Origin of the sequence: Sphingobium cloacae, assembly GCF_002355855.1 — a bacterium.
In the GTDB taxonomy this organism is placed as follows: domain Bacteria; phylum Pseudomonadota; class Alphaproteobacteria; order Sphingomonadales; family Sphingomonadaceae; genus Sphingobium; species Sphingobium cloacae.
Map to the genome: position 1 here is coordinate 351,137 of NZ_AP017656.1, position 24,357 is coordinate 375,493.

General features: G+C 65.1%; 22 protein-coding genes and 1 pseudogene. 1 reads left to right on the plus strand and 22 read right to left on the minus strand.

The genetic code is table 11. The features are described from left to right. Positions 1-4: 4 nt before the first annotated feature. From SCLO_RS20360 to SCLO_RS20415, 12 genes are all read right to left on the minus strand, one after another. Entirely contained in the window at positions 5-328 is a 324-nt protein-coding gene (locus SCLO_RS20360) for a transposase (RefSeq protein WP_066518905.1), read from the minus strand. Beyond that, positions 325-1,485, minus strand: coding sequence for a phosphoadenosine phosphosulfate reductase domain-containing protein (locus SCLO_RS20365; RefSeq protein WP_042469268.1), 1,161 nt, complete (start codon positions 1,483-1,485; stop codon positions 325-327). The genes SCLO_RS20360 and SCLO_RS20365 overlap by 4 nt, the downstream gene beginning before the upstream one ends. Positions 1,486-1,526: 41 nt before the next feature. Continuing rightward, positions 1,527-2,171: a hypothetical protein gene (locus tag SCLO_RS20370; protein ID WP_066518937.1), complete on the minus strand. Its 645-nt coding sequence runs from the start codon at positions 2,169-2,171 to the stop codon at positions 1,527-1,529. A gap of 16 nt (positions 2,172-2,187) precedes the next feature. Further along, a complete protein-coding gene (locus tag SCLO_RS20375) occupies positions 2,188-2,505 on the minus strand; it encodes a hypothetical protein (RefSeq protein ID WP_226998469.1) in 318 nt (105 codons plus the stop codon). Further along, a complete protein-coding gene (locus tag SCLO_RS20380; RefSeq protein WP_066518906.1) occupies positions 2,505-3,308 on the minus strand; it encodes a PRTRC system ThiF family protein in 804 nt (267 codons plus the stop codon). The genes SCLO_RS20375 and SCLO_RS20380 overlap by 1 nt, the downstream gene beginning before the upstream one ends. Beyond that, positions 3,298-3,957, minus strand: a complete 660-nt coding sequence (locus SCLO_RS20385; protein WP_066518908.1) for a PRTRC system protein A — start codon at positions 3,955-3,957, stop codon at positions 3,298-3,300. Before SCLO_RS20385 ends, SCLO_RS20380 begins: the two co-directional genes overlap by 11 nt. Beyond that, positions 3,954-4,781, minus strand: a complete 828-nt coding sequence (locus tag SCLO_RS20390; protein WP_042469275.1) for a PRTRC system protein B — start codon at positions 4,779-4,781, stop codon at positions 3,954-3,956. Before SCLO_RS20390 ends, SCLO_RS20385 begins: the two co-directional genes overlap by 4 nt. Positions 4,782-4,788: 7 nt before the next feature. Then, on the minus strand, positions 4,789-5,820 hold the full coding sequence (locus SCLO_RS20395; RefSeq protein WP_226998470.1) for a hypothetical protein: 1,032 nt from the start codon (positions 5,818-5,820) through the stop codon (positions 4,789-4,791). 132 nt (positions 5,821-5,952) lie between these two features. After that, positions 5,953-6,159, minus strand: a complete 207-nt coding sequence (locus tag SCLO_RS20400; RefSeq protein WP_042469276.1) for a PRTRC system protein C — start codon at positions 6,157-6,159, stop codon at positions 5,953-5,955. 40 nt (positions 6,160-6,199) lie between these two features. Further along, on the minus strand, positions 6,200-6,631 hold the full coding sequence (locus SCLO_RS20405; protein WP_042469277.1) for a PRTRC system protein E: 432 nt from the start codon (positions 6,629-6,631) through the stop codon (positions 6,200-6,202). 36 nt (positions 6,632-6,667) lie between these two features. Continuing rightward, positions 6,668-8,257 carry a PRTRC system ParB family protein gene (locus SCLO_RS20410; RefSeq protein ID WP_174521970.1) on the minus strand — a complete coding sequence of 530 codons (1,590 nt, stop codon included), beginning with the start codon at positions 8,255-8,257 and terminating at the stop codon, positions 6,668-6,670. 150 nt (positions 8,258-8,407) lie between these two features. Beyond that, positions 8,408-9,421 (minus strand): deazapurine DNA modification protein DpdA family protein, encoded by a 1,014-nt coding sequence (locus SCLO_RS20415; protein ID WP_042469281.1) that lies wholly within the window; start codon positions 9,419-9,421, stop codon positions 8,408-8,410. 86 nt (positions 9,422-9,507) lie between these two features. Between SCLO_RS20415 and SCLO_RS20420 the strand changes: the two genes are divergently transcribed. Then, on the plus strand, positions 9,508-9,996 hold the full coding sequence (locus tag SCLO_RS20420) for a hypothetical protein (protein ID WP_042469282.1): 489 nt from the start codon (positions 9,508-9,510) through the stop codon (positions 9,994-9,996). Between the two features lie 3 nt (positions 9,997-9,999). Here SCLO_RS20420 and SCLO_RS20425 read toward each other — a convergent pair whose 3' ends face one another. The 10 genes and pseudogenes from SCLO_RS20425 to SCLO_RS20470 all read right to left on the minus strand — a co-directional run bounded on the left by SCLO_RS20425 (position 10,000) and on the right by SCLO_RS20470 (position 23,809). Continuing rightward, positions 10,000-10,515, minus strand: coding sequence for a thermonuclease family protein (locus SCLO_RS20425; protein ID WP_053003299.1), 516 nt, complete (start codon positions 10,513-10,515; stop codon positions 10,000-10,002). Continuing rightward, positions 10,515-10,715, minus strand: a complete 201-nt coding sequence (locus SCLO_RS20430) for a hypothetical protein (RefSeq protein WP_042469284.1) — start codon at positions 10,713-10,715, stop codon at positions 10,515-10,517. The genes SCLO_RS20425 and SCLO_RS20430 overlap by 1 nt, the downstream gene beginning before the upstream one ends. A gap of 40 nt (positions 10,716-10,755) precedes the next feature. After that, the gene (locus SCLO_RS20435) at positions 10,756-11,121 is read right to left on the minus strand and encodes a DUF6927 domain-containing protein (RefSeq protein WP_407695341.1); all 366 of its coding nucleotides are present in this window, start codon (positions 11,119-11,121) and stop codon (positions 10,756-10,758) included. Next, positions 11,118-13,040, minus strand: coding sequence for a reverse transcriptase domain-containing protein (locus SCLO_RS20440; protein ID WP_024018999.1), 1,923 nt, complete (start codon positions 13,038-13,040; stop codon positions 11,118-11,120). Before SCLO_RS20440 ends, SCLO_RS20435 begins: the two co-directional genes overlap by 4 nt. A gap of 612 nt (positions 13,041-13,652) precedes the next feature. Beyond that, positions 13,653-13,919, minus strand: a pseudogene (locus SCLO_RS20445) (DUF6927 domain-containing protein); the annotation flags it as partial. Between the two features lie 31 nt (positions 13,920-13,950). Then, entirely contained in the window at positions 13,951-14,901 is a 951-nt protein-coding gene (locus SCLO_RS20450) for an ArdC family protein (RefSeq protein WP_066521747.1), read from the minus strand. Between the two features lie 86 nt (positions 14,902-14,987). After that, positions 14,988-17,087 carry a ParB/RepB/Spo0J family partition protein gene (locus SCLO_RS20455; RefSeq protein ID WP_066521745.1) on the minus strand — a complete coding sequence of 700 codons (2,100 nt, stop codon included), beginning with the start codon at positions 17,085-17,087 and terminating at the stop codon, positions 14,988-14,990. A 141-nt stretch (positions 17,088-17,228) separates the two neighbouring features. Continuing rightward, a complete protein-coding gene (locus SCLO_RS20460) occupies positions 17,229-21,452 on the minus strand; it encodes a strawberry notch-like NTP hydrolase domain-containing protein (RefSeq protein ID WP_066521743.1) in 4,224 nt (1,407 codons plus the stop codon). A gap of 81 nt (positions 21,453-21,533) precedes the next feature. Then, positions 21,534-22,388, minus strand: a complete 855-nt coding sequence (locus SCLO_RS20465; RefSeq protein WP_066521740.1) for a DUF7146 domain-containing protein — start codon at positions 22,386-22,388, stop codon at positions 21,534-21,536. A 116-nt stretch (positions 22,389-22,504) separates the two neighbouring features. Continuing rightward, positions 22,505-23,809, minus strand: coding sequence for a replication protein RepA (locus SCLO_RS20470; protein ID WP_037456189.1), 1,305 nt, complete (start codon positions 23,807-23,809; stop codon positions 22,505-22,507). Positions 23,810-24,357 lie beyond the last annotated feature (548 nt).

The window sequence follows — 24,357 nt, forward strand, 5'->3', positions numbered from 1 at the left end:
TGGGTCAGAGGAGCGCGGGCCGGCGCGCGTGGCGGGCGATGATCGCGTGTGCGAAGGCGTCCGCACCTGCCTGGCTCGGGCAGGGGAAAAGATCATGGGAGCACAGCAGGCGGAGGCTGTGGTCGAGCTCCATCGCACAGAGCCAGCGGTCGCTGCCATCGATGTCGACGACGGTAAGCGCGAGGCAGCGCGAGCCGCCATAGGCGCTCGGATCCAGTGGATCGCCCGGAAAGCCGGCAAGCATCCAGAAGCGCCAGCCCAGGGGCGGCGGGTCCTCGATGCGGGCGACGATCCGGAAGGAGCCGGCGGCGGCATGGATCGTCGTCACGACGACATCTGCCGCCCGGCCGCGACCCTCAGCTCTGCAAAGCGCGCCTGGACGGCTGATCCTGTCGGATAGCGGTTCTCGAGCCTGTGGCGCGCCAGGATGGGCCGCCGTGCCGCGGCGATATCCTCGGCCTCGGCGAGGGTGGGCATCCGCGGAGGCCAGCCTTTGACGTATCTGAGGCCTGCCGGCATCGAGGCCTCGAGATGCCGGCGCTCGAGCTGGTCGGCCTTGGCGCGTTCAACGTCCGCGCGGAGCCCGCCGCTCAACAGATGCGGTGAGATGTCGGCGAGCCAGCGTGTCGGCTGGAATGGAAAGGTCGATCGCGCCTCGATGCCGACGAGCTCGCGATAAGCCTCGGTGTTCGCCGGGGCTGCGGCAGAAGCCGACAGGTCGTGAAGCGAGGCGAAGATGCAGTAGCGGCACGAGAGGCGCGTTGCGCCCCATATCGAATAGGCCTCGTGCAGGGTGATGCCGAGCGTGCCGTGAGCACGAAATACGTCTTCGCTGTTCCAATACGCGATCGGGTGCCAGAGGGTGATCGCGGTGCCGTGCCGGTTCCCGGCCTTGGCATGGCGAAGATCGGCCTTGGCGATCGGGGTGGCGGCGCGGTTGTGGCTTTCGTCGCGGCGCAGGCCCAGAACGGAGATGATCTGCTGGCCTCGCAGCATTCTGGCGAGCGCCGGACCGATCACGGCCGCCTTCATCTCGGATTGGCAGAAGCGGAGCGATGCCGACGACCAGGGACCAATCAGGTTGTAGGTCTCGAGCGCCTCGTAGCGGCGCTTGCCGCTTTCGAACCGCTGGATCCAGCGGTCGACCAGGTCGCCGGCCGCCCGGCGCACGACTGTCAGCGGCACGTCGGCGCTAGCGGCTATGCGCGCGACGGTATCGGGGGTCGAATCCCATTCGGCGCGGCCAAGATCGGCATGGATCGCCATCCGCCGCGCCCGCGGATGGCCGAGTGAATCGAGTTGAAGGTTGACCGCGAACAGGGCCGCGCTCGAGTCCTTGCCGCCTGAGAGGTTGAAGACGATCCAGGCGCCGGCGCGGATCGCGGCGACAATCTCGGAAGTGATGGCGATGTCCGGCAGGCCGGGGACGGCCGGATAGGACCGAGTGGCCGCTGCCGCGGCTGCGAGCTGGGCGATGGGTGGCATGACGGCTCCGGAAAAGGGCGGCGGCCTGGTAACTGGCGGCGTCAGGCGAAGAGGCGCTCGGACTGCCGGACCGGCGGCGAGAGCGCGAGTTCGCGGCGGAGCCGGTCGGCGAAGCGGTCCGGGGCCAGCAATTCGGCGATCGAGGCAAAGTGGTTGCGCCCGCCGGTATAGTCCTTGCGCCCCCTGCAGCGCCGGAACAGGATTTCGCGGCCGGCCCCCATCGCGCCCAGGCTGAGGTGGACGTACACCTCCTCGCCGTGGAGGGTGATCTCGCCCGAGACAGCCGGACCACCCTTGTTGGAGCGGACCTCGTAGCTATCGGCCTCCAGCCCAAGGGCCTCGGCGAGCCGGCGCATGGCAATGCGCCCCTCGCTGTGAAAGGTGCGTTTGGCAGCCTCGTCGTAGGCGACACCACGACAAGCGAGGGTCCGCAGGACAGGGTGGCGCCGGATCTCGGCGATCTGGTCCAAGCAGTTGCGGCGCAGCGCCATGTCGTCCGGGCGGCGTTCGCAGACAGTCCCGAGGTGGCGGGCGAGAAGGATGACCGCCGCGTCGATCTCGGGGTCCTTGCCCGCGTTGCGGCAGTCGGTGATGGCGGCACCGATCGCGTGGAGGGTGGCTGCCATCGTGGTCAGCGCGCTGGGATCGAGCGCCTGCTGGTGGCGCATCGCGACATCGTAGTGCATGGGGAGGTTCTCCGGGCTAAAGCGCACGTCCGCTCGCCCCTCCCCTTCCCCCTCTTCTTTTCCTGGCGGTCAGCCGCGCCGACGCCCTGGCCCCGGGGCCGATCGCGCGCGCGATGTGACCGGCATAGACACCGCAGGCGGCCCAGTATGCGGCAACCGGCGGCTTGCGGCTCTGCCAGCTCCGTTCGGCGCGCAGCCGGGCTTCGCTTTGGATGTCGAGCAGCACGGACAGCAGCGCGAGGCGCGCCTCCGGACTGAGCGCCCGGAGCCGGGCGACCGCCGGCAGGGCAAGAACGGGGTTGCGCACCTCGGCCCTGGAGGATCGAGCGCCCATCACGCGGGTCCGGGCAGCGCGGCCGATACGCGCTGATCCTGCGCCTCCTCGACCGCGGGAAGCGGGATCGGGACGCATTGCCCGCGAACGAGGTTGATGAAGCCACCAGCGTGGCCGATCGACCCGCGCCCGACGAGGTCGAACAGCAGCGCCAGAGCGTGGCTTGCCAGGACGCGGTTGACGAAAAGCGACTGCCGTTCGAGCGCCTCGGCCACCGAGCAGGACGGCGCATCGTCGTCGGGCTCCGTTTCGTCGGCGATCTCGGGGAAATATTCGACGACGGTCGGGAGGCGCCGCCGGTCGTGGGCGGTGGAGCGGCGAGGCGACCCGATCAGGAACTGCCCGTCTCCGGCGCGGTTGCCGAGGTCCATCCAGTAGGCGGGCACGGGCTTCCCATTCGCCAGATCGGCGCCGAGGGCGCGGCGCGCGGAAGCGGTGTCGACGCAGCTGATGAGGATATCCACGTCGGCGATCTTGACCGCTTCGGGAGCGCGGCCATGGACGGCTCGCCAGCAAAGGCCGTGCGCGAGATTGATCCGCTCGACGAGCGTGCGGGCCTTGGAAGCGCCGAGGTCGCATCGGTAGAAGGGTTGCCGGCCGAGATTGGCTTCGCTGACGACGTCGTCATCGACGACGGTGACCTGGAGCGACCGGGTGGAGATCGCGCGTAGCGCTGTCTCGAGCGAAGCCAGTCCCATCAGCATCTGCGCGCCATTTCCGCCGCAGCCGACTAGAAGGACCTTGATCGCGCGATTGTCGAAGCCGGCAGGAAGATAGTGGCGATTGGGGATGTCAGGCTGCATCGTCGTCTCCTGAAAACGGGCTGCGCGGCAGCGGCAGGAACATCCCGCCGGCGCACAATCGCGAAGCGATGGCGGGTCCTTCCGGTTGACCAAGACGGCCGAGCACCAGCGCGATCTTGGTGGAGTGCGCGTCGTCGGCATCGTCCGTCGCGCTGAAGAATGCCGCGCCATGCGCATGACTGTGGATGTCGCAGATGAGATGTTGGTCGGGCGCCAGAATCGGGGACCGATAGGTCACGCGGGACGGAGTGGCATCGTCGATCTGGGGGTAGTGGATCGAGAAGCTTCGCTCATTCTCGTTCCACAGGACGAAGGCGGCAGCTTCGTTGGGCAAGGCCGCTCGGAAGTGATCGAGAATCCGGCCGAGCAGTTCGCGGGGCATTAGCCCGCAGCGTAGTTCCGCCCGGCGCTCGCCGACGCTCCCATAAGGCAGGTAGGCGGGAAACGGCGGCGTGACGGGAATGTCGAGCTCGAGCCATGGCCGTCGCACGATGAGCATGACTCCGTCCCTCCCGACCGCGAGACATTGGCTTGTGCGGGAGGCGCGTACCGCGTCGATCGCGGGGGACCGACCGACCGGCGGAACCGGATAACAGGACGCCGCTGCGAGAATGGCGGCCGCGGTCGGATCGTCGGCGAGGACGGTCATGACGCCGCGCCTTCAGCGATCAGCCGCTCGAGCGTCATCGGTTCGGCGTTGGCCTTTCTCGATGGAGGTCGCTGGCTCGTGCCGGTGAACGGCCGGAGGCGCCTCACCGGGAAGCGCGTCGCCTGGCGCGCCGCAAGGTCGTCCCAGAGCTTCAGCAGGCCACCCTTGCCGGTGACGGTCAGCTCCTGCCCGGGATTGGGGTGCGTCGACCAGGAATCGAACAGCGCCCGCTCGAAGTCGGGGATGGCCGCGACGTCCAGCGTGCGCGGCCTCGGGATGTTCCCCCAGCAGAGAGAGCCATCGACGAAGACGTTGAGGACCGGCGAGTGGAGCACCCGCGTGGTCGCCGAGGGGCGCTCATTTTCGGCGAGTGCATAGACCCCGAGCCGGCGCGGCGTCGCCACGAACAGCTGGGCGGGATACGGAACGGGCCGGATCGTCCGTTGCGCGAGAACGCGCAGGCCGGCCGGCGGTGTGGACAGATCGAAATAAGCCGGGCGGACCTGCTCGGGCGTCCACCAGGCGAGCATGTCGCGATGGGCAACCAGCACATTGTGGGGAAGGATCTGAGGCGGCGCTGCGCGCCCGAGCGCCTCGGTCCATTGGCGAAGGTGGGCGCGGGTCAGCGGCGTGCCGGCGGCGATCGTCGGCCCGCCTTCGCCGCCATGCTCGACATGATGGATGCTGGCGAAGGCATGTCCATCCTGCCTGGGGGCGCGGTGGGGATCGAGTCCGCGGGGGGTCTCGGTGCGGTACAGGAGGATGGCGTTGGTGAGCACCATGCCTCCGGCGGTGGCTTCGAAATGGGCGCTATGGTCCGGCATGGGGGCCTCACAATTTGTCGGGATCGAGCTGGATCAGCTGCTGCGCAGCGAGCAGGAAGTGAGCGCCGGTCCGCAGCGACGCGAACCATCGCTCGACGTGCGCGGCCTCGGAGAGCGGACAGATCCCCGCGACATCCATGAAGCCGTATTCCATGCCGTGGCGTCCGACATCGTCCACCTCGGCCGCGAAGAACTCGACCGGCACGAGCGTCAACGGGGGCAGCGTCGAACATTCCTCAAGGCCGGGAACATATTCGTAGAGAATTTGCCCGTCGAAGTGCCAGGCGTTGCAATCTCCCGGCAGGAGCCGAAGCGCGTCGTGAGCGCTGCGGAGTTCGCGTAGTGCCTTGCGAAGGTCGAGAGGCAGCTTCGCCAGCGGCGCTGCATTCGCCGCGATCATCCATGCGGGCTTCTTGGCCTCCATGGTCGACGGCAGGGCGACTTCGTCGAGGTCGCCGGGATCTGCGCCGTGATAGTTGATGAGGCACTGGCGGGCGGCGTCATCGTCGGTCTCGCCGTCCCAATAGTAATTGGATATTTCGTCGAAGAGATCCTGGTAGCCGAAGATCGGCAGGGCAGCCCCCAGGGTCTGCTCGAGCGCCACGTAGGCAGCCGCGCGCCAGGCGATCGGCGCCTCGCTGGTCTCGATCCATCCGAGATCCAGTTGGCCGATGCTCTCGCAGATGATCACGATCGCCGGCGCTCCCTCGGACTCGCCGTTGAGCACGACCACGCGAAGCTCGGCGAGATCGATCGGACGCAGCGCCTCGCCAGCGGCAGAGATGAAAACATGCTCGATGCGCCGTCGCGCCTCGCAGCGGGAATATCGTCTCGTCGCCTTCTCGCGCGACGCCACCCAACGCCCGATCAGCTTATGGTGTCGTGCAAGAGGCTGGTCGAAGGTTCGTGGTATGTCCGGCGAGATCTCAACCGATCGGCCCGCGAGATCAGCCGAGCGGCGGAAGTCGGAGGCTTGCTGGTGGCTGAAGCGGCTCGGGGGAGTGGCTTCGGTGAGTGGGCTCGAGCGCGAGCTGCGCATGGAGGGCCCGGGCCTGGATGCTGCAGGAAGGCTGGGAGATGCCGGTTGCGTTGCCATCATCGAACTCGATCCATTCGAGAAGCGTCTTGCGCGGTGCGGCGGGGATGGCTCCGCCGTGGCGGCGGGGCACGATCAACCCTTGGTGCCGACGGCGCGGCGGTACTCGGTGACGTGGACGCCGCCGGTCACGCCAACGTCGACCGTCTCGGCGTTGAGGATCGCCGGGTAGAGCGTTGCGTGATAGGCTCGCAGAGCCTGCGGGTCGTGGGCGAGATGCGGCGGAACCGGGAGATCGATGCCGTCATATCGATAGGCGCGGTCAAGCTGGTTGATCTGCATTGGGGCGTACTCCTTGGCGTTGGACAGGGGCTCGAGGTGCTCACCAGAGGCTGGCGGGTTCGTCCGACTTGGCATCGGCCGGAGGCGAGCCCGGAGGCGGCGTGGCCGGCGAGCTGCTCGTCGGGGACGGTCGCGGCGCCGTGGAGGCGGCTTTCGCCTTGGCCGCTTCCGCCGATGCCGCGCGTGCGGCCTCGGCCGCCTCGCGCTGCTCGGAAATCTGCTCGGCGAGCGTTTTGCGCGAAGCGATGAGCTGGCCGAGCGCGCCGTCTGCCCCCTTGGCGAGTTCGATGTCGATCTCCGCTGCCGTCGCCGTGATCGAGATCGGCCGCAGCTCTCCCGTCTCGAGGCGCTGGGCTTTGCCCTCCGTTGCGCGAGGGATGACGGTCAACGTAACGGTCTCGCCCGGACCCGCGACGAGGTCGAATCCAAGCGAGTAGCGGCCGAGCAACGGCAAGAGACTTGCGATCAGCATGATTGTCAGTCCTTATTTCGGAGGGAGTGAGGGCCGTCAGGCCGCGATCGCGGAAACACCGCGGTCGGCTTCGGCGCGAAGAGGAGCCGGAGGAGGCCCGTATTTGCCGTCGAGGGTCATGCCGCTCGGCAGGCGGCCGGTCCAATCGAAGCCGACCGCGTTGAGCATCCCGGCGACGAGGTCGGCCTTCTTGGAAGCGAGCAGCTTCGCGAACGCCTTCTCGCCCAAGTGCGCGATGAGGCCGCACTCCTGAGCGATGAATTTGAGCTCGTCCTTTGTGTACCGCTCCAGGAAGGATCGATCGACACGCCAGCCGTGCCGGATGTCGATTGCGAACGCCCGGGCAAGGTCGGCGACATGCGCGAACGACTGCACGTCGCGCGCATAGGCCGCTGCGATCGCGGCAAGGGCGGTCGCTGCCTGCGCGTCCGAAAGCGCGCGGATCCCCTCGATCTTCTCTCCGAAGCTCAGGTCGGGAAACGAAGGGCTGACCAGCAGCCCGGCGCGGGACGTCAAGGTGGCCGGCTTGATCTGCGCGAGCGTACCCGTCAGGCCGGCGACGAGGATCGCAGCATGCGCATGGGAGGGATTATCGGCGAGGCCCCGGGCAAGCGCCGTTCGCCAGGTCGCCTCCCGAAGGTCGGCGGTGCGGCCGGCGATCGATTTGACGGAGACGGTCGCACCGTCAGCCCGGGCGGCCGGCTTGACGATCGCGCCGGACGACGACCGATTGGCTGCGACCGCGGTCGCTCGAACCCCTGGACGCGAGGCTGCACCGTCGCCATCGTCGTCGGTATTTGCCAGCTCGTCCGCGTCGGGAGCAGCTTCCCCATCGTCACCGTCCGCTTGCCGATCGGCGGCCTCGGCCTGTGCGGCAGCCGCAGCGCGCTCCTGGGCCTCGATCCGGGCCTTTTCGATTGCTTCGGTCTTGAGCTGGAAGCAGCCGGGATTGGTGCAATGGCCTTCATCGACATGGGTTTCGAAGAGGGCTCGTTGCGTTCCGGAGTTGAACGGGCAGGCCATGCATTCGGTCTTGTCGAAGCAGGCGTTGGCGAGATCCTGCGTGACGCGCATCAGGAGGTCGCGCGTTTTTCCGACGTCGAGACCGGAAGCGGTGATCGTGTCGAGAGCCTTGTCCTGCTTGTCCGCTGGAATGGCAGCGAGCAGCTCGGCATGCCCGACCTTGATGCGGCGCTCATCGAGCGCGAGCTTCACGGCGTCGGAGAGATTCGCGAGGGCGAGGCGGCGGTCGAATTTGGATTGGGACCAGCCGAGCCGCCGCGCCGCCTCTGCACGATCATTCTGGCAGGCGGCGAGAACCCGAACGGCGGCGTCCGCCTGCTCCGTCTCCGACGCATCGTCGCGATTGTCGTTCTCGTCGATCGCCGCTTCCAGCGCTTCCTGGTCGGTCATCTCGCGGATGACGACGGGCACCTCCCCTTCTGGACCGAAAGCCTCGAGGGCGGCCCGATACCTGCGGCCTCCCGCGACAACGACGTAGGTGTCGTCGACGTCGGCTGCCGGGCGGAGAAGCATCGGCTGAAGCATGCCGCGCAGCCGGAACGACGCGACCAGGTCCTCGTGCTTCTTTCGGTCGAAATAGCGACGTGGATTGTATCCAAGCATGATCTTGGAGAGCGACAGCGTCGTGGCTGCATTCGGATGCGATGGGGTCAAGGCGGGTCTCCTTCGGGATTGGCGTCGCGCCTCCTTCGCGGGTGCGCGCCTTCTTTCCGTCGAGCCTGATGCTCAACCCTGCCCTTCCCCCTCCCCTCTTCATTGCTCGGCGGCTTGCCTTCGGTGGATGTCAGCGGCCCATTGCTCGACCCAGGCTGCGGTAATCTCGTCATGGTCGAGATCGCCGGACTCGATGAGGTCACGGATTTCCGAACGGGCTCGCGCAATCGCCGCTTCCCAAGGATCGGACGGAGGGTTCTCCCGCTCGGCGTGGAGCTGCTGGGGCAGCCGCTGTGGCGGCAAGCTCAGCCTGCGCTGCTGGCCCGCCACCCAACGCTCCAGGTGATCGGCGACGAACTCGTCCGTCTTGGGGGTGCGGGCAGTGTGGGCCGCCCGTCGCGCGCTGATCCCATAGGCCTGGCTGTCGATCGAAGCGATCCTGTGGCGGAACGGAAGCAAGAATGGCAGCGCTGTCCCCTTCACGCCGAAGGCATGGAGCCGGACACCAATCGGCAGGATCTGGTCGAGGTGATCGACGACAGCGATGAGACCTTCCGGTCCATGGATGTCGCGCCGGCACATGCTTCCGACGCCAATAAGCGCCCCAGGCCGGAGCGAGCCCCAGAGGGCGTCGACGCACCGCTCATAGTCGGTCGGCCGCCGGCCCTGGATCACCGGGATCAAGGTATCGGCGTTGCCTTGGTCCTCGGCGAGCCTGCGGCAATCGCGGTTGGCGCGGATCGTCCGGGCGAGCCGGTCGATGACCTCCTCTCGGTCGGCGGCGATCTCGGCCTCGACGCAATAGTCGGCGCTCGCCCACCATCTGAAGGGATAGGCAGCTGCAAGCGAGACATAGTCCGCCAGCGACCATGGGAAGCCGCCATAGCGGGCCGCTGCGACGAACCCACCGGAATCGAGGCAGAGCGACGCCAGGCCTCGTGCGTTTCGAAGCTGATCGAGCCGCCAGCCCGTCCATTCGCGCCAGCCGCGCCGGTCTGACCAGCGCGACAGACAGTTCGCGGAGATCAGCGTGGGCTGCCGCAGCGTGCAGGCTCGCCTGAGGATCGGACCGGCGCCAAGGTGCGGAAGCCCGACGATGATCTCGATATCCATCGATTGCGCCTTCTGAATGGTGGGGAGACGACGCGGTTGACGGGAACTATTGTTCACGTTACGTTCCCGGTCGCAGGAGATTTGCCATGGCGGCCGCCAGATTCAGAGAACGGTTCGACCTCGACATCACGCTGCGGGACGCGGCGCTGGATGCCGACAACCGACCGACGCGAAGGATGATCGCGAACGCCGCGATCGGCATCGACGTCGAGGACGCCTATTATTCCGTCCGTGAGCTGCGCGAGGCGGTCAGCTGGGTCCATGAAGGCGTGCCCGGTGGCAAGCTGAAGCTGGCAGCGATCCTCGCGAACGATGGTGCTGACGACTTCCAGCGCTGCATCTACTTCTGCCTTGCGGGCCGCGGCGTCGTCGCCATGCTCGACGATCTTGAGTGGCTCGAGGACCTTCTGGAACGAAGGGGCCGCGTCGCGGGAGAGCAGAAGCGGATGAAGACCACGCTGATGCCGCTCATCAATCCCTATGTCGCCGATACGCCTGATGGGCCGATGGTGAAGCTCGATGGCGAATTCGAGCAGGGTCCGTCCTGGTGGGCGGAGACGATGCCGTCGGCCTGATTGTCAGGGGGCCGGTCGTCGCTCGCAGCGAAGACGCTCCCCGTGGCGCCAGCGTGATGGTTCGATCCATGTGCCGGCGAAGGCCCCTGCCCTGCTCGCCTTCGCTTGCGCGAACGCTGCCCGGTACCGGGTAGCGCGACCGGGGTCGTTCTTCAGATACTGGATTTCGGGCACGGCAAGACCGGCGCGGATGAGGCGTTCCCCGAGGTCCTTGCCGGCCATCGTCACCGTCGCGATACGTCGCCCGTAAGAGTTGGCAGCGGTGAGGCGGATCACCGCGGTCCTCGAGCGCAGGGCGTTCGCTGCGAGATCCTGGGCGGCCTTGCCGCAAGGCCAGCATCCGGAAGCGCGCTGGCAGAGCTGTCGGCGCTCGAAGGAATCGACGCCGAGCAATCGGAAGTCGACGGCAACGGTGTCGCCGTCGAGCGCGCGCGCCTGCGCTTCAAACGTCTGTGCGCCGCTCGGCGCGGCCGGACCGAGCATCACCATCGCGAGAAGGGAGGGTGCGAGGAGGCGCATCAGGACACCATCTCGACTTCAACACGCTCGCCGCGGCAGGGCATGGTGCAGACGCGGAAAGGCTGCAGCGGATTGCCGGTTCGCACGATGCTGACGCGGCCGGGCTGCAGGTCAAAAAGGCGCGTAGCGACGCGCTGGGCATTCTCGCGACTGCACAGGAGCAGACGCTTCGGCGAAAGGCCGGGGTCGGGAGCAAACATGGGGGTTCCTCTTCGGAAGACATGATACCGGCTCACCGGCTCAGGCAAAGATCGTCTTGTGGACCTTGGTGGTCGGCACAATTTGCCACTGCCGATCCATGAAGCGGCTGATTCGGTAACGACACCCGGTCTCAGGATTCCGGAAGCACAGCTTGCGGCCGCGCTTCTCGACAACAAACTCCTGGCCGACGTGACCATCGTTGAAGGTGAGCGGCGTCTCCAGCCTGATCCGATCGCCATCCTCGAGCTTGCGGGCCCGCCGCTTCAGATTCTCGGCGCAGCGCCGTCGCCAGTCGATGGCATGCTCCCGGTCGGTGGGGGTGAGAAGATCGAGTATGTGCCGCGGGCAGTGGTCCTCGCATGGTCCCATTGCTTCGGTCAGTCGGGTAGGATTGGTGCTGCTCATGGAGTCAGCCCTGATCCCCCCGCCGAACCGCACGTGCAGCTTTCACCGCATGCGGCTCTCCACTGTGACGAACCATCACTTTGCCGTAGATCGGGCAGGCGGCCTCTGTGAGTATCCCAGTGGCATTGCTCGCACAGGACCACCGTCCTGCGGGCGCGTGCCACCTTCATTCTCACGACAAAACCGCGGTGCGAAACATCGGCCATCCCCCGGATATGGTGCACCTGACACGGAACATCGGATCGACCGCAAGCCTCGCATTGCTTGGCATTCTGACGATCAACCCAGTCCGTACGTGAGTGGGTGAACACCTGCGTCCAAGGCTGGATATCAATCCTGGACGAGGTGGCCGGATCACGTTTCAGATGAGCCAGTTTCCAGACTTTGACCGATCGGGGCTGGCCATCGACGTCGTAGCCGATGGTGAATTCCTGCCCCGTCCTCATGCGGGCCACGACCGCTCGCACATTGGTTTTGTGCTTGCTGGCCAAGGTCTTGAACAAGCTCCACCGCTGGAGAAACTCAAGCCTGTTCAGCTTGAAGCTCACATCCTTGGCGAGAGCATAGTAGTTCGCAAAACCCCGCAATTCGGCGTTGTAAGCTAGGACGATCTCAACGTCGCTGCAGCTGAGCAGCAGGCTACGATGACGCGGCTTCAACACCGACAGATCACCATAACCTTTTGCAGAAGCGAACGCGTGGACCTTCTCCCAAGGGACATGCAGCTGCATCACTTCCGACGGCGGCCTACGAAGGAAGCTGACGGAACCTTGTCGGCTCCGGACAACCCGTTGGCGTGTCGTATATGTGCGGACCTCATATCCAAGGAAGGCGGCTCCATCGCTCGCCTTGCGGATACCGCTTTTCTCCTCGGACACCGTGAGCGCCAGCGCCTCGGTCAGGAATGCCCTGACTTCGGCGAACACGCTTCGTGCATCCTCCTTGCTACCGATAACCCCAATCATGAAGTCGTCCGCGTAGCGACAGTAACGAAGTCGGCGATAACCGGGGTCCATCGCGTCTCTCGACGGGATGGACCGCTTTTGCGGCAGTAAGGTTTGGATTTTGGCCAAGGAGGCCGCAACCTTCACCTCGTCGACATTGTCTTTGGCCCGCAGCATGGTGACGCGCTTCCGTTGTTTCTGGATGCGCCCAGCCAGTCGCCCATATTCCGGGTTCGTGGCACGGACCTTCCCCCTCTCGAAAGCCGCGATCCGTTCCGCCATGAACATATCGAGTTCATGGAGGTAGATGTTGGCCAAGATTGGAGAGACGATACCGCCCTGCGGAGTGCCGCTGTAGGTCCGGGTGTGAACCCGGTCTTCCATAACACCCGCCTTAAGCATGCTGCCGATCAAGCCGATGAATTTCTCGTCATCGATCCTTTTCCGCAACAGCCGCAGGAGGATGTCGTGGTCGATGTTCTCGAAGAACCCCGCGACATCCACATCTACGAGCCATTTCACCCCCGTCCATACGGCTTTGACGTGTTCAAGCGCCGTATGACACGACCGGCCCGGCCGGAATCCATGGGAGGCGTTCGAGAACACCGGTTCATAGATCCGTTCGAGCAGTTGCCGCGCCACTTCCTGAACGAGGCGGTCGTCGCGCGTGGGAATGCCCAGCGGACGCCGTTTGCCCTTGCCTTTCGGGATAAACACCCGACGCACTGGTTTGGGATCATAGGTCCCTGCCGTCACGCTGGCGATAATCGGGTCGAGGTCTTCCGGTCCGAAGTCCGCGAAGGTCTCGCCGTCAATACCCGGCGTCATCGCACCCTTGTTGGATCCGATCTTCTGGAGCCCCTCCTCCCAAAGGAGGCGAGACCCCATCAGACGATAGAGTCCATTCACCCTTTTGCCCGACGCAACGAGCGCCGGAATGGCCTCCAACCGGCCTTTCACAGTTTCTGGCAGCATCAGCACACCCCATGATCGGTGGTTGAAGAATCACAGCTGCCGCCCTTCCCCCGGTCTTCCCCGCTTTCGGCCCGATCGCTCGAGACCTTATACAGTTGCACCGCCGCCTCCGAAGAGGTCGATGTCCCGGGCATTACCCCGGGCATTTGAGTAATATGGCGGCTCCGTACCCATGCAGGCCGGCAGAAGCCGCCTGTTTAGGGCATCCCGTAGTTACGCTGAATGGAGATGCGGCGCGGTTAGGTGTCCCGTTCGTCCACTAAACCCCTCGACGAGAGGCGCACCGGATGGGCTGAGAAACAGGCGGCCAAGACATGAGACCGCTGTCATCATCCGGACCTGGCGTGACAGTCGCTTTCGCCAGTATCGCTATATAGATTGCTGCAGACTGGGATTTAAGCAGTGTAGCCTTCACCATACGCACCTTGCCCTGACCGTCATCGCCTCCATTTGCGACTAAGACGCATCTGGCCTTTTCCGAACATGCTATTGTTCCCCGTCCCTTTCGGGATTTCAGACCTTGTGAGGCCCGAGGTTAGTCCGGCGAGCAGAGGCATTCTCAACTTACCTCATCATCACTGATACTCCATTTCAGCGCCGCAACGGCGCACTGTCTTTGTAGCCGAAATTTTCGCCGGTCTTGCTGTTGGGGCTCCAGAGGACCTTGCAGACGATCGCGAAGATCTCGCCCCCGATGCCATTCGTCAGGACTTGGGCAGCGGCGTAATAGGTGCGGTTCTTGGGGCAGGACGAGGCGAGGATCCTCAGTCCCTTCGTCCCGCCCTCGACATCGCGCGTGTAGGTGAATTGCGCGTCGAGATAGGCCTTGGCAGTCGGATGTCCGCCCATCGAGGCGAACGGCATGGTCAGCCATCCCATGGCTGGTCTCCTTGGCGAAGAGGAAGTGGGGTCAGGCGGCTTCGGCCAGCGGCTCGACGGCCTCGAGGGGCGCGGACTCGGCCGGACTGATCTGGTCGTCCGCAAACCCGCACAGATAATTGAAGGCCTGCTCGGCCTTGGATGCCGCGTGAATGATCGCGGTCTTGTCGGCGCGCAGGATGCCGAGCCAATGGCCCACATAGCTTGCATGATTGTCGTGGAGTTCATTGGGCAGGCCGAGGTGCGCGCAGACGAGGCCACTCCCGATCTCGGCCACGAGTTCCTCGAAACTATAAGCTTGGTCACCGAACCGCTTGCCGAATGTCCGGGCGAGCCGCGCCGTGCCTCCGGACCAATGAACGGTTTCATGGGCTCGGGTCGAGGCATAGTGGTCCATCGACTTGAACGAGCGCTGATGCGGCATCTGGATATAATCGAACGTGGGGTGAAAATAGGCGCGGTCGCCGCCGTGCCGCACCTCGGCAGGAATCGGCTCGAAGAAGGCGTCGATCGCGGATTGGCGCGCCGAAGGATCGACCGGCGTAGGATCTTCGTCAGCCGGATAGAAATAGGCCGGCAGGCCATCGATCTGGTCGGCGTTGAAGACGATGTAGTGGCGTAGGAAGCGGATGCTGCGCTCGGTCTCCGCGCCGGTGACGGGGTCGGACTCCGTTTTCTTGAAGCTCGAATAATAGACCGAGAGCGAGCCTTGCTCGCCCCGGCGGACGTTGGCACCCAGCGCCTCGGCCTGGCGGTATGTCATCCAGTAGCGCGACCGATAGCCGCGCACATCGGCAATTGCCCAAAGGTAGAGGACATTGATCCCCGTATAGGGCGTGCCGCAATGCCGAAGCGGTCGCCCGCCGGCGCCGGTGACCCGCCAGGGGCGGCTCCAGGGTGCGACGCCCTCTTCGAGCTTGCGGATGATGAGGTCGGTGATCTCGGCCGCGGCGTCGCGGCTCGGCTTCTGTTTGCTGCGCATGACCGTTGGTCCCGTGGTTTGGGCAAGGGAAGACCGCCGGCGCGAAGGAGCACCGGCGGTCTGTCGCTCAGGAGATGGAGCGCGCTTCAGGCGTCCGCGGGTTCGAGCGTCTCGTGATCGGCGCTGGGTTCGCCCTCCCCGTCCGAAGGCTCGACCTCATTGGCCTCGCCTTCGCCGTCATCGGCCTCGGTCGGGTCAGCCGGCGCTTCGGTGGCGGCGTCGAGGAAGCGCATCGCGTTAGGCACCCAGGCGAGTGCCGCCTCCTTGACCTCCGGCTCGACGATCGCCTCGCCCGCAAAGAGCTTCTGGCAGCTTTCCGATATTTCGGTCTTCTTGAGCGAGGTATGACGGACGGTCAGCGCCGGCCCGCCGATTTCGGTGAGCAGCGTGAGGATGCTGCCCTTGTTCACGCGGTCGAAGAAGTTCTCCGAGGTCGGCCGCCACCAGCTCGCGACGTCGATCTCGAGGATCGATGCAAGCCGATTGTGAAGCTTGATCTGCTCGTTCGACCAACCCGGCTTCGCCTCGAGCGACATCGCGACGATGTAGGCGAGCCAGTTGGCCTTGGTGTCGTCGTCGAGCGCGCGAAAGGCCTCGAACCGCGCAACCTCGCACTCGTGCTCCGTCCAGGCGGCGTCGAGACCGTCCTTCGCCTCGGCCAGATAATCGCGCGCGCGCGAGCCCGGAATGTCGCCAGAGGCGGGATCCTGCGGCGCGCTGGCCCGGATGGTCGTGCCGTACTTCACGGAGCTGAGGTAGCGGGACGCCGAGTTGGTCCGGGCGTCGACCATGACGAACAGCGCATAGTCGAGCGCGAGCGCCGGCTGCGCCAGGATGCAGGACGCCAGAATGTCGCGCCGCTGGACCGCCAGTTCGTCGTAGAGCCGGGCGCTGAGCGGCTTGCCGCCGGGCGCCACGGCCTCGGGCCGGTACTTCGGCTCGGACGAGGCATTGCCGCCGATGCGGGCGCCACCGCGCGTCGACTCTCCGTCCTCGCCGTCGTCGTGGTCCTCGTCGCCGGGCTCGTCGATGACGAGCTCCTGCTCGCTGTAATATTGGCTGTCGAGCCGCATCTCGCCCTGCGGGGTGAGGAGAAGGAAGGCGCCGACATGAGCCTTCATTTCCTCCGGCAGGACCGGCGCGCGGTTCTCGATGGCCTCGGCCTCGGCGATCAGACGATCGTCCTCCTGGTCGAGCAGCTTAAACGCCTCGTCGTCGAGCTCCTCGTCCTGCATCTCGGCCTCGATGACGGACCGGCGCTCCTCGATCTCCGCGAGGCGCGCGGCTTGTTCGTCGGTGAGCGGAGGCTGCTGCAGGATCGCGCGATAGAGTCCGTGCGCCGCGTTGTGCGCGTAGTTGCTCGCGATCGGGCGGATCCAGGCAAGACCGGTCTCTTGGCCGATGCGTGCGGCCTCGGCTTCCATGATCTCGCCGGCGAGGCGGTGAGCGATTTCGGGATCGACCCAGCGGTCATTGCCGTCGGTGAAAAGATCCCCATCGATCTTGCCGCCGGCGTCGCGATACCGCGCCTCGCCGACCAGCACCGCGATCGGGTCGCTCGCCTTCAGCGTCTCGTTGGCGATCACGCGGCGGATGGTGTCGGCCGTGACGTGGCTCGACTGATAGCTGTTCCAAACCAGAAGCTGCTTCTCCTGGTTCTCGGTCGACGCATAGGCCTTGGCGATGTCGAGCGTGATCGCACCCTTGCTGAGCGCCTCGAAGATCGGCTCCGCAAGCGAGGCCAGGCGCAGCCGCCCCTCGACGAAGCGGCGGGTCACGCCAAAGCGTTTGGCGACCGCGTCGATATCGCCCGTGGTGCCGATGAAGTGCTGGAACGCGCGGCATTCCTCGGCCGGCGTCATCTTGAGCTGGTGGAAGTTGGTCGCGGTCGACGTCTCGGACAGCTCGGCATCGTCGCCGGTCAGCACCATGACCGGAACATCGAAATCGGTCTCGGAGATGGTGCCACGCTCGGCGAGGAGGCGCAACGCACGCCAGCGACGGCCGCCGTCGAACACTTCGAAGGTGCCGCGCGGCTTCTTGGCGGGCGTGACGAGAAGGTTCTGCAGCACGCCCTTGGCCTCGATGCTCGCGGCCATGGGTTCGATCTGGAGCTGCTCGTCCGGGGCGGTGCGCACGTTGATCGGAGACAGGCGCAGCTTGTTGAGCTTGATGGTCTGGATCACAGGGGTAACTCCTTCTGGCGTTCGGGTATTTCCGAACACCACCCCAGCTCCCCCTCCCTCTCTCTCAGGCGTGCCTGAGGTCGCTTAGAAGTACGCCGTGCGCGCGTGCCGATCGGACCGTCCTCATCGCCGGAAGACCGGTCAGGGCGAGCCCGAGACGATCCGCCCGACGATCTCGGCTGCCGTCGGTACCGGCACGAAGACCCTGGTCCGGTACTGGATCACCTCGGTGAAGCATCCGATCGACTTGAGCCAGGCGAGCTGCGCCGGCGGCGCACCCACCAGCTCGATCCGGGGTGATCCGTTCACGAGGGAGCGCTTGATGCACATCGGGAACGGCCGTGCCAGATCGACGCTCCGGCCGGTCAGCGCGGATTTCACGAGGTCGGTGGGCGGGAGATTGTCGGTCCGGTCCAGGCCGAGCTTCGTGAAGAGCTGCACGACGTGATCGTCAAACACCAGGCGGCCGAGCCAACTGTTGCCCTCCTTGTCCGCGATGCGATTGACGACGAGGTGGTCGTTGGGAAGCGCGGACCAGATCGGGAGAAGGAGGCCCGTCGCAAGGCGGATCGTTTCCGTATCGACTTTGTTGGCCGCCTCCTGTGCTTCTTCCAGCCACTTCTCGGAGAAGAGCTGGCGATCGATGGGGCTCCAGGCGCTTTCGAACAGCTCTTGCTCGCGCATATATTCGCGCCGCGTGGGACGGATGAGTTCGAACCGCGGGATCGGTGTGCCCTCCTTCTCCTCCATGAGGGCGCGGGCGCGGGTCTGCAGCGCAACCATCCCGGACTTGGCGTTCATCAGATAATCGGCGGTGCCGTCATTGTCGGCGATGCGCAGGACCCGCTCAAGGGAGACCGGCGTCCGCCGCCGAGCGATCTCGATCGTGAGCAGATGAGAGGTCGCGCCACTGACCGGGTCGGTGCGCAGCACGGTGTCGTCTATGAGGGTCGCCGTATCGACCAGGATGGTTTCAACGCCGACATCGAGCCGTCCGGCCTCGCGCGCGGCCGATACGCGCGTCTCGACGAGTGCGAGGAACTCGTCGAAGATCTTGTTCTGCAGCGCGATCGGCAGCGCCAGGATGCGGTTGAGCCACCGCTGGATCGGCGGGAGGTCGTCCTTCATGACGCCGTCCTTGTCGCAGAGCTCGAGACCGGTGCGCTTCTCGAACTCGGCATGGGAGACGCTGGTCAGCTTCCCTCCGACGAGCAGATGAAACCAGCTCACCAGGGCCGCGCAGGCATATTCACTTTCGAGATTGTCGGCGGGATCGAACAGGTTCTGACCACCCGTCTGGCGTTGACCGCGGGTGAGCGCGCCCAGGCTGTCGAGCCGGCGGGCGATCGTGCTCGTGAAACGGAGCTCGCCCTTGCAGTCGGTCGTCACCGGCCTGAACAGGGGTGTGCTCGCCTGATGGGTGCGATGGGTCCGGCCAAGGCCCTGAATCGCGCGATCGGCCCGCCAGCCGGGTTCGAGCAGGAGATGAACGCGCTGCTGCTGATTGGGGACGTCTCGAGAGGCGTGATAGGAGCGCCCAGTGCCGCCCGCATCGGAGAAGACGAGGATCCGCTTGCGACCCTGCATGAACGCGGCGGCCTCGGCCTGACTGGTCCTGGTCGAGCGACTTTCGAGCTTCTGCCGTCCATCGCCGGTCGAGACGAGGCGCTTCGTGCGCCCGGTCACCTCCGCAACATTATCGTGACCGAAATGCTCGAGGATGCCCTCCAGCGCCGACATGATCGGCGGAAGGGCGCAGAGATTCTCGATGAGCTGGGCCCGCGCCGCTTCGGCCTCGGGATTGTAGACGGGGTTGCCCGCCTCGTCTTCCATCGGAACCGAGCGCTGCGCGCCGGTCTCGTCGGTGAAGATCCGCATCTGACGGGTCGGGAAAGCGCGCTCCAGATAGTCGATCATATATTCCCGGGGCGAGAGGTCGATCTCGAGGTCCGCGCGGTCGTCGGGGCTGAGCGCGCCTAGTCTCCGGTCAAGAATGGACTCGGCCGTCGTGACGAGCTGCATCACGACTGACTGCCCCGCGGCGAGATGCTCGTGGACCGCGGCGATGACGGTGGGGAGCTTCATGGAGAGCAGAACCTGTCCGAAAAAGCGCTGCTTCGTGGACTCGAACCGCGAGCGCGCGGATGCCTTGGCGCCGCTGTTCAAAGTCGCGTTCTCAAGCGCATCGACGATGCCGGTCAGTTCGAGCGCCTTCTCCAAGTTCTGGTGAATGATCGACCACGCGTCCGCATAGGTGTCGTAGATCTCGATCTGCGCGGCGGTCAGCTCATGGCGCAGAATGTCATATTCGACACCTGCGAAGCTCAGTGCGCGGGCCATGTAGAGGCCGGTGGCCTTGAGATCGCGCGCGACCAGCTCCATCGCGGCGATCCCGCCTTTGCTGATGCTGCTGATGAACTGCTCCCGGTCGGGGAAGGCGGTCCCTGGGCCCCAGAGCCCCAGTCGGACCGCATAAGCGAGGTTGTTGACGACAGAGGCGCCGGTGGCTGAAGCATAGAGGACGCGGGCCGCGGGCAATTGGTTCTGGAGGAGCACGCCGCAGATTCCCTGCTGGGATCCATCCTTGGTGCCGAGAGCGCCCTCCCCACCCGCAACGCCGCCCATCTCGTGGGCCTCGTCGAAGGCGATGACACCGTCAAAATCGGCCCCGGCCCAGTCAACCAGCTGCTTCAGGCGACCGTAGTCACCACGCATCGAACGCAGCGTCGGATAGCTGACGAACAGCACGCCCTGGTCGAGGCTGATCGGCTCATCGATCTTCCAGTTGGAGATGGGCTGAATGTCGCCGTTAAGGCCGCCAAGGGCCGTCCAGTCGCGTCGCGCGTCTTCGAGGAGCGGCGCATTCTTCGAGACCCAGATGTTGCGGCGGCGGCCCTGGAGCCAGTTGTCGAGGATGCAGGCCGCGATTTGACGACCCTTCCCCGCCCCCGTGCCGTCGCCCAGGAAGAAGCCCTTACGATAGGAATGGCCGTCTTCGGCCAGCACGAGGCCGACACCCTCCTTGTCGGGTCTGAAAGTGCCTGGGATCCACTGGGTCCAGGCATGCCCCGCGTAGACGACCGTCTCGAGTTGGGAGGCGGAGAGCAGCCGCTCGGCGACGGTGCGCTCGGGCAGCGCCGGCACATACTCTGGGACCGGCGCCGGGATCGAGCCCATGGCGACAGATTCGACGAGCGGCGTTGGATGCTCGCCAGCGCTCGCGAAGCTGATACGGCTCGGTCGATATGGAAGATAGACGCCGCTCTGCTCGAGCAGCGGCGCCGGCGTCTCAAGTTTCGCATATTCGACGGGGAGCACGTGGTTGCGTGCCGGGGCATGGTAGGCGCGGGGCGCCGGACGGCTGCTTTTGACGGCCCGGAAGAGCGAAACTCCACCTGAGCGCTTCGGCGCCGACGCTCCGCGATCGGGCTTCGCCGACGATCGTTCGGGGATGATCAGGATATCGAGCAGCTCGGCAACGGACGAACGCTGGATGAGCGCGGGGGGCGACCGGCCGGGGACCTTGTCGATGACAAACAACCGCACGGCGATCGAAGTCCCATGCTTCAGGTAGCACTTCTCGAGACGGACGGCCGCCAGGACGCTCACGTCGCGCAGGATCGTCTCATATTGCTCACGCATGCGTGCGCTCGGGCCAAACCAATCGGGCATGATGGCAACGAGCCGGCCGCCCGGTTGAAGACGGCGCAGCGCCGCTTGCAGATGACGGACTGCGGCATAGTCGTCGGCGCCGCGGCCGACCGACCTCGAAAAGGGCGGGTTCATCAGGATGAGGGTTGGTCGATCGACGCTTGCGAGGGTGGAATTGATGGTCGCACCATCGTGCCCGGTGATCGATGCTGAGGGGAAAGCCGCCTTCAATCGGCCACGGCGGAGCGGATCGAGCTCGTTCAGATGGAGCGATTCGACGTGACGGAGCTGCGCGACCAATAGGCCGTTACCCGCGCTCGGCTCGAGCACGATGTCGTCGGGCTGGACGTTGGCGAGAAGCGTCATAACCGCAGCGATGTCGACAGGTGTCGAGAATTGCTGCCATTCGATCTGATCCTCGCTGCGAACCGTCTGAGTGGGCAGGCGATCGGACAAGTCGATCAGCGCGCGGACGTCGCCGAACGCCGCAATTTTTTGGGCGCTCGACTGAAGATGGATGGCAAGGGCATGCTCGAGGAGTTCAAAGCTGGCGCGTTGTGTCCAGCGACCGTCGGCATCAGAACCGCCGAAGGCCTTGGTCATCGCGTCGTTGAGGTGACGACGCTGAATGGCCTCGTCGGAGCGCAGACGGGGTAGAAGGAGGCGCACGGCCTCGCGCTCAGCCTGGGCGGCCGCTTCGAAGAGATCGGACATGGGTGTGGTCTCCAGAGTGGGCTGCACCCTCGGCAGCGACACCCTTTCGATCCCCCTCCCCTCTCCTCCGGCGCTTCGCGCCTAGACGCGGCTCTGCTGCGCTCGGGCATCGAGCGCCTTTGCCCAATCCTTGTAGATTGGCGGCGGGGGCGCGCGTTCGATGATGAGGCCCGACCGGGCGTAATGCGCTTGGGCACTTTCGGCTGCCCTGCGCCCTTCGGAATCGTTGTCCTCGGCGACCAGGAGCGTTGTGACCGTGGGCGGAATGACGAGCTGGTTGAGCCGACGTGCGCCGAGTGAAGCCCAGCACGGGAGGTTGCTCAGGCGCGCGAAAGCGTCGGCCGTCTCAAAGCCCTCGGCGATGGCAAGGGTGTTGCCCCCTGCCCCGCCCCGCCAAGCGCCGTGCCCCGGGGCGCCAAGCATGACCTTGCGCGTGTAATGGGCGGTGTCGGGGTTCAGGAATATGCGTTGAATTGCGACCAGACGGTTTCCCTCGCGCACCGCTACCAGGAGAGCGGGTTCGAAGATCGTCTTCGGCTTGGGCAGGTAAGGGCAACGCGGATGGAAGCGAAGATCGCGTGGTGGTGGGAGGAGGTTCCGGCACTGGAGGTAGCGCTCGGCAAGGGTGCCCGGAACGTCGACCGCCTCATTCCAGATTCTTTCGACGTTCATCGGCCGCGGCGAGTCCGCCAAGGCGGGTGGCGGATAATGGCGACCCGGGCGAACAAGGCGCAGTTCACGCAGGACGTCTTCGCGCGAGCATCCTGCGAAACAGGTGACGAGAATGCAGCGATCCCCTTGCCGAATCGACAAGCTTGGATCGCGATCGCTGTGTGCGGGACAGCGGCACATCGCGACATTGCCGCTCCACGTGCCGCCCAGGGCCCCGACAATGTCGACTATCTCCTGCGATGGCCGTCTGGCTGTAAGCGGCATAATTCTACCTCCTGCTTACACGCTCGGCCCCTCCTTTCCTCTTTTCGGTCGGTCTGAGACTTGGAGACAGATTCAGCCTGCGCTCGCCTCAACGCGAACGGCTCGGAGATCATCGGTTAGTCGTCGCTTCGATTCGCGCGGCGTTCAGCATAGGCGACGACGAACTTCTCCCAGATCCGCAGCCACTCTGAATCGGTGCGCGGCCGGCTAAAATCGGGGCATCCCTTGCGGAATGCAGCCGCCATGTCATCCACTGACCACGGATGGCCCTTGGTCAGCGCGATCTGGCGGAAGACGGCCTCACGCGTGCCGTATGAGAGAGACCCGGCGGGGAACGGAAGAGTCGGCGCATCGTCCTTCGCGGGCGCGGACTTCGCTGCATGGGCCGGTTTGACCGATGATCTCGGTGCCGTTTTCGGAGCCTCGCCCCCGACGAGTCGAAGGTGCGGCCCCACGAGCTTGCGCTCCAGCGGTGCCGGTGACGGATGAAGAATGACCTTCCGCCCGGAGAGATCGACATTTGCGTTGGGATAGACCGCCGACACGATCTGCATGGTTTCGCGGACGGTCTGTCGGAAGCGCTTGCTGTCGGCCTCGTTGCCAAGGTGCTTGGCGAGCTGGTCCCATGAGATAACCTGGCCCTTGTCGGATCCAATCCGCGGGAGCCGGTAGGCAAGGTAAGTGTAGAGATCGAGCGCCGTTGGCGTACCCTTGAGCTCGCGGATGGCGATCTCATTGAGTGGCACGGCATGGTCGATGAGGTGCGAGTAGAACGCCTCGGACATACGGATTTCGCGCGCGAATGAGCCGTTCTTGTCGAGCGAACCGGCATATTCGTTGGAAATCTTGACGTCCCGGACAGCGAAGGCGTTGTCTTCCGTGTCGGTGCCGTCCCAGCGGATCTGCCACTCGCACGCCAGCAGCCGATCCACCTGCTCTCGCATCAGGTTCGCCGTCCCGCGTGGTCCATAAGACACGGTCTGGTAGCCAAGGCGGCGCATCCACTCGGTGAAATTGCGGCCAAGATAAACGTCCCGCGATTGCTTCATGACCGCCTGAGAGAGGAGGTAGATCAGGGCAACGCGTGGATAGGCGCCATAAGGCACACCAAGGCTTCGCATGACGGACTTGCCGTCGACATTCTGAAGCACTGGCCTGGGATTGATGGCCAGCGCATATTTGCCGTCCTCACGGACGATGGGCTGAGTGTCGTCCTTGGGCCGCTTGGTTGGCAGCGACATCGCACAAAGCGCGGAGTGGAGGAAGGCAGGAACCGGTTCTTCGTCCTGGACGCGCAGGAATGCGTCCAAGGTGAGCTGGGTGCCGGCGGTGGTGGCGAGCTTGCGGACGCTCTCCTCGCCGCCGTTGAGCATGGCTAGTGCGTACTGATGCCCCAGCGGCCTATGCTGATCCCCATTCATGGTCTGCCCTTCCCCCCGAATCTACCGGGGGCTGTGATGGGCATGTCTCAACAGGTTTGAGGCGTGAAATCAACCCCGTTGGCAGTTTGGGAGGGGAAAAGGCCGCGAGAGTTGCAGAAACACCGATGATGTCGGTGCCGTTCTGCGCCCTCCCCCTGCCCTCCTTCACCCAAAATCGAAAAATCAAAACGATTCGCGAATCGGTTTTTTATAGGGTGATTCTAGTAATAGGTATGGGCTCTGAGATCATCGGTCGACTCGCACCGAGATCATCGCTGATACGCACCGAGATCATCGCAAAGTACCGAGATCATCGGTGGTTATCCACAGGTAGCCGTTTGTCGCCACAATCCCAGCGCCAGACTTTGCAGCAACACGCAAAGGCACGGAGATCATCGGTCGCAGCCGCCGCCGATTGGCCAGAAAGCGCGCACATGCGCAAGGGGCTCGGAGATCATCGGTCAACTTGTAAGTCTGGTGGCCATTTTCTTGCTCGAAACCGCCAACGTGGCTATCATGGCGCATCAAACCCACAGAAGCGGACTGAG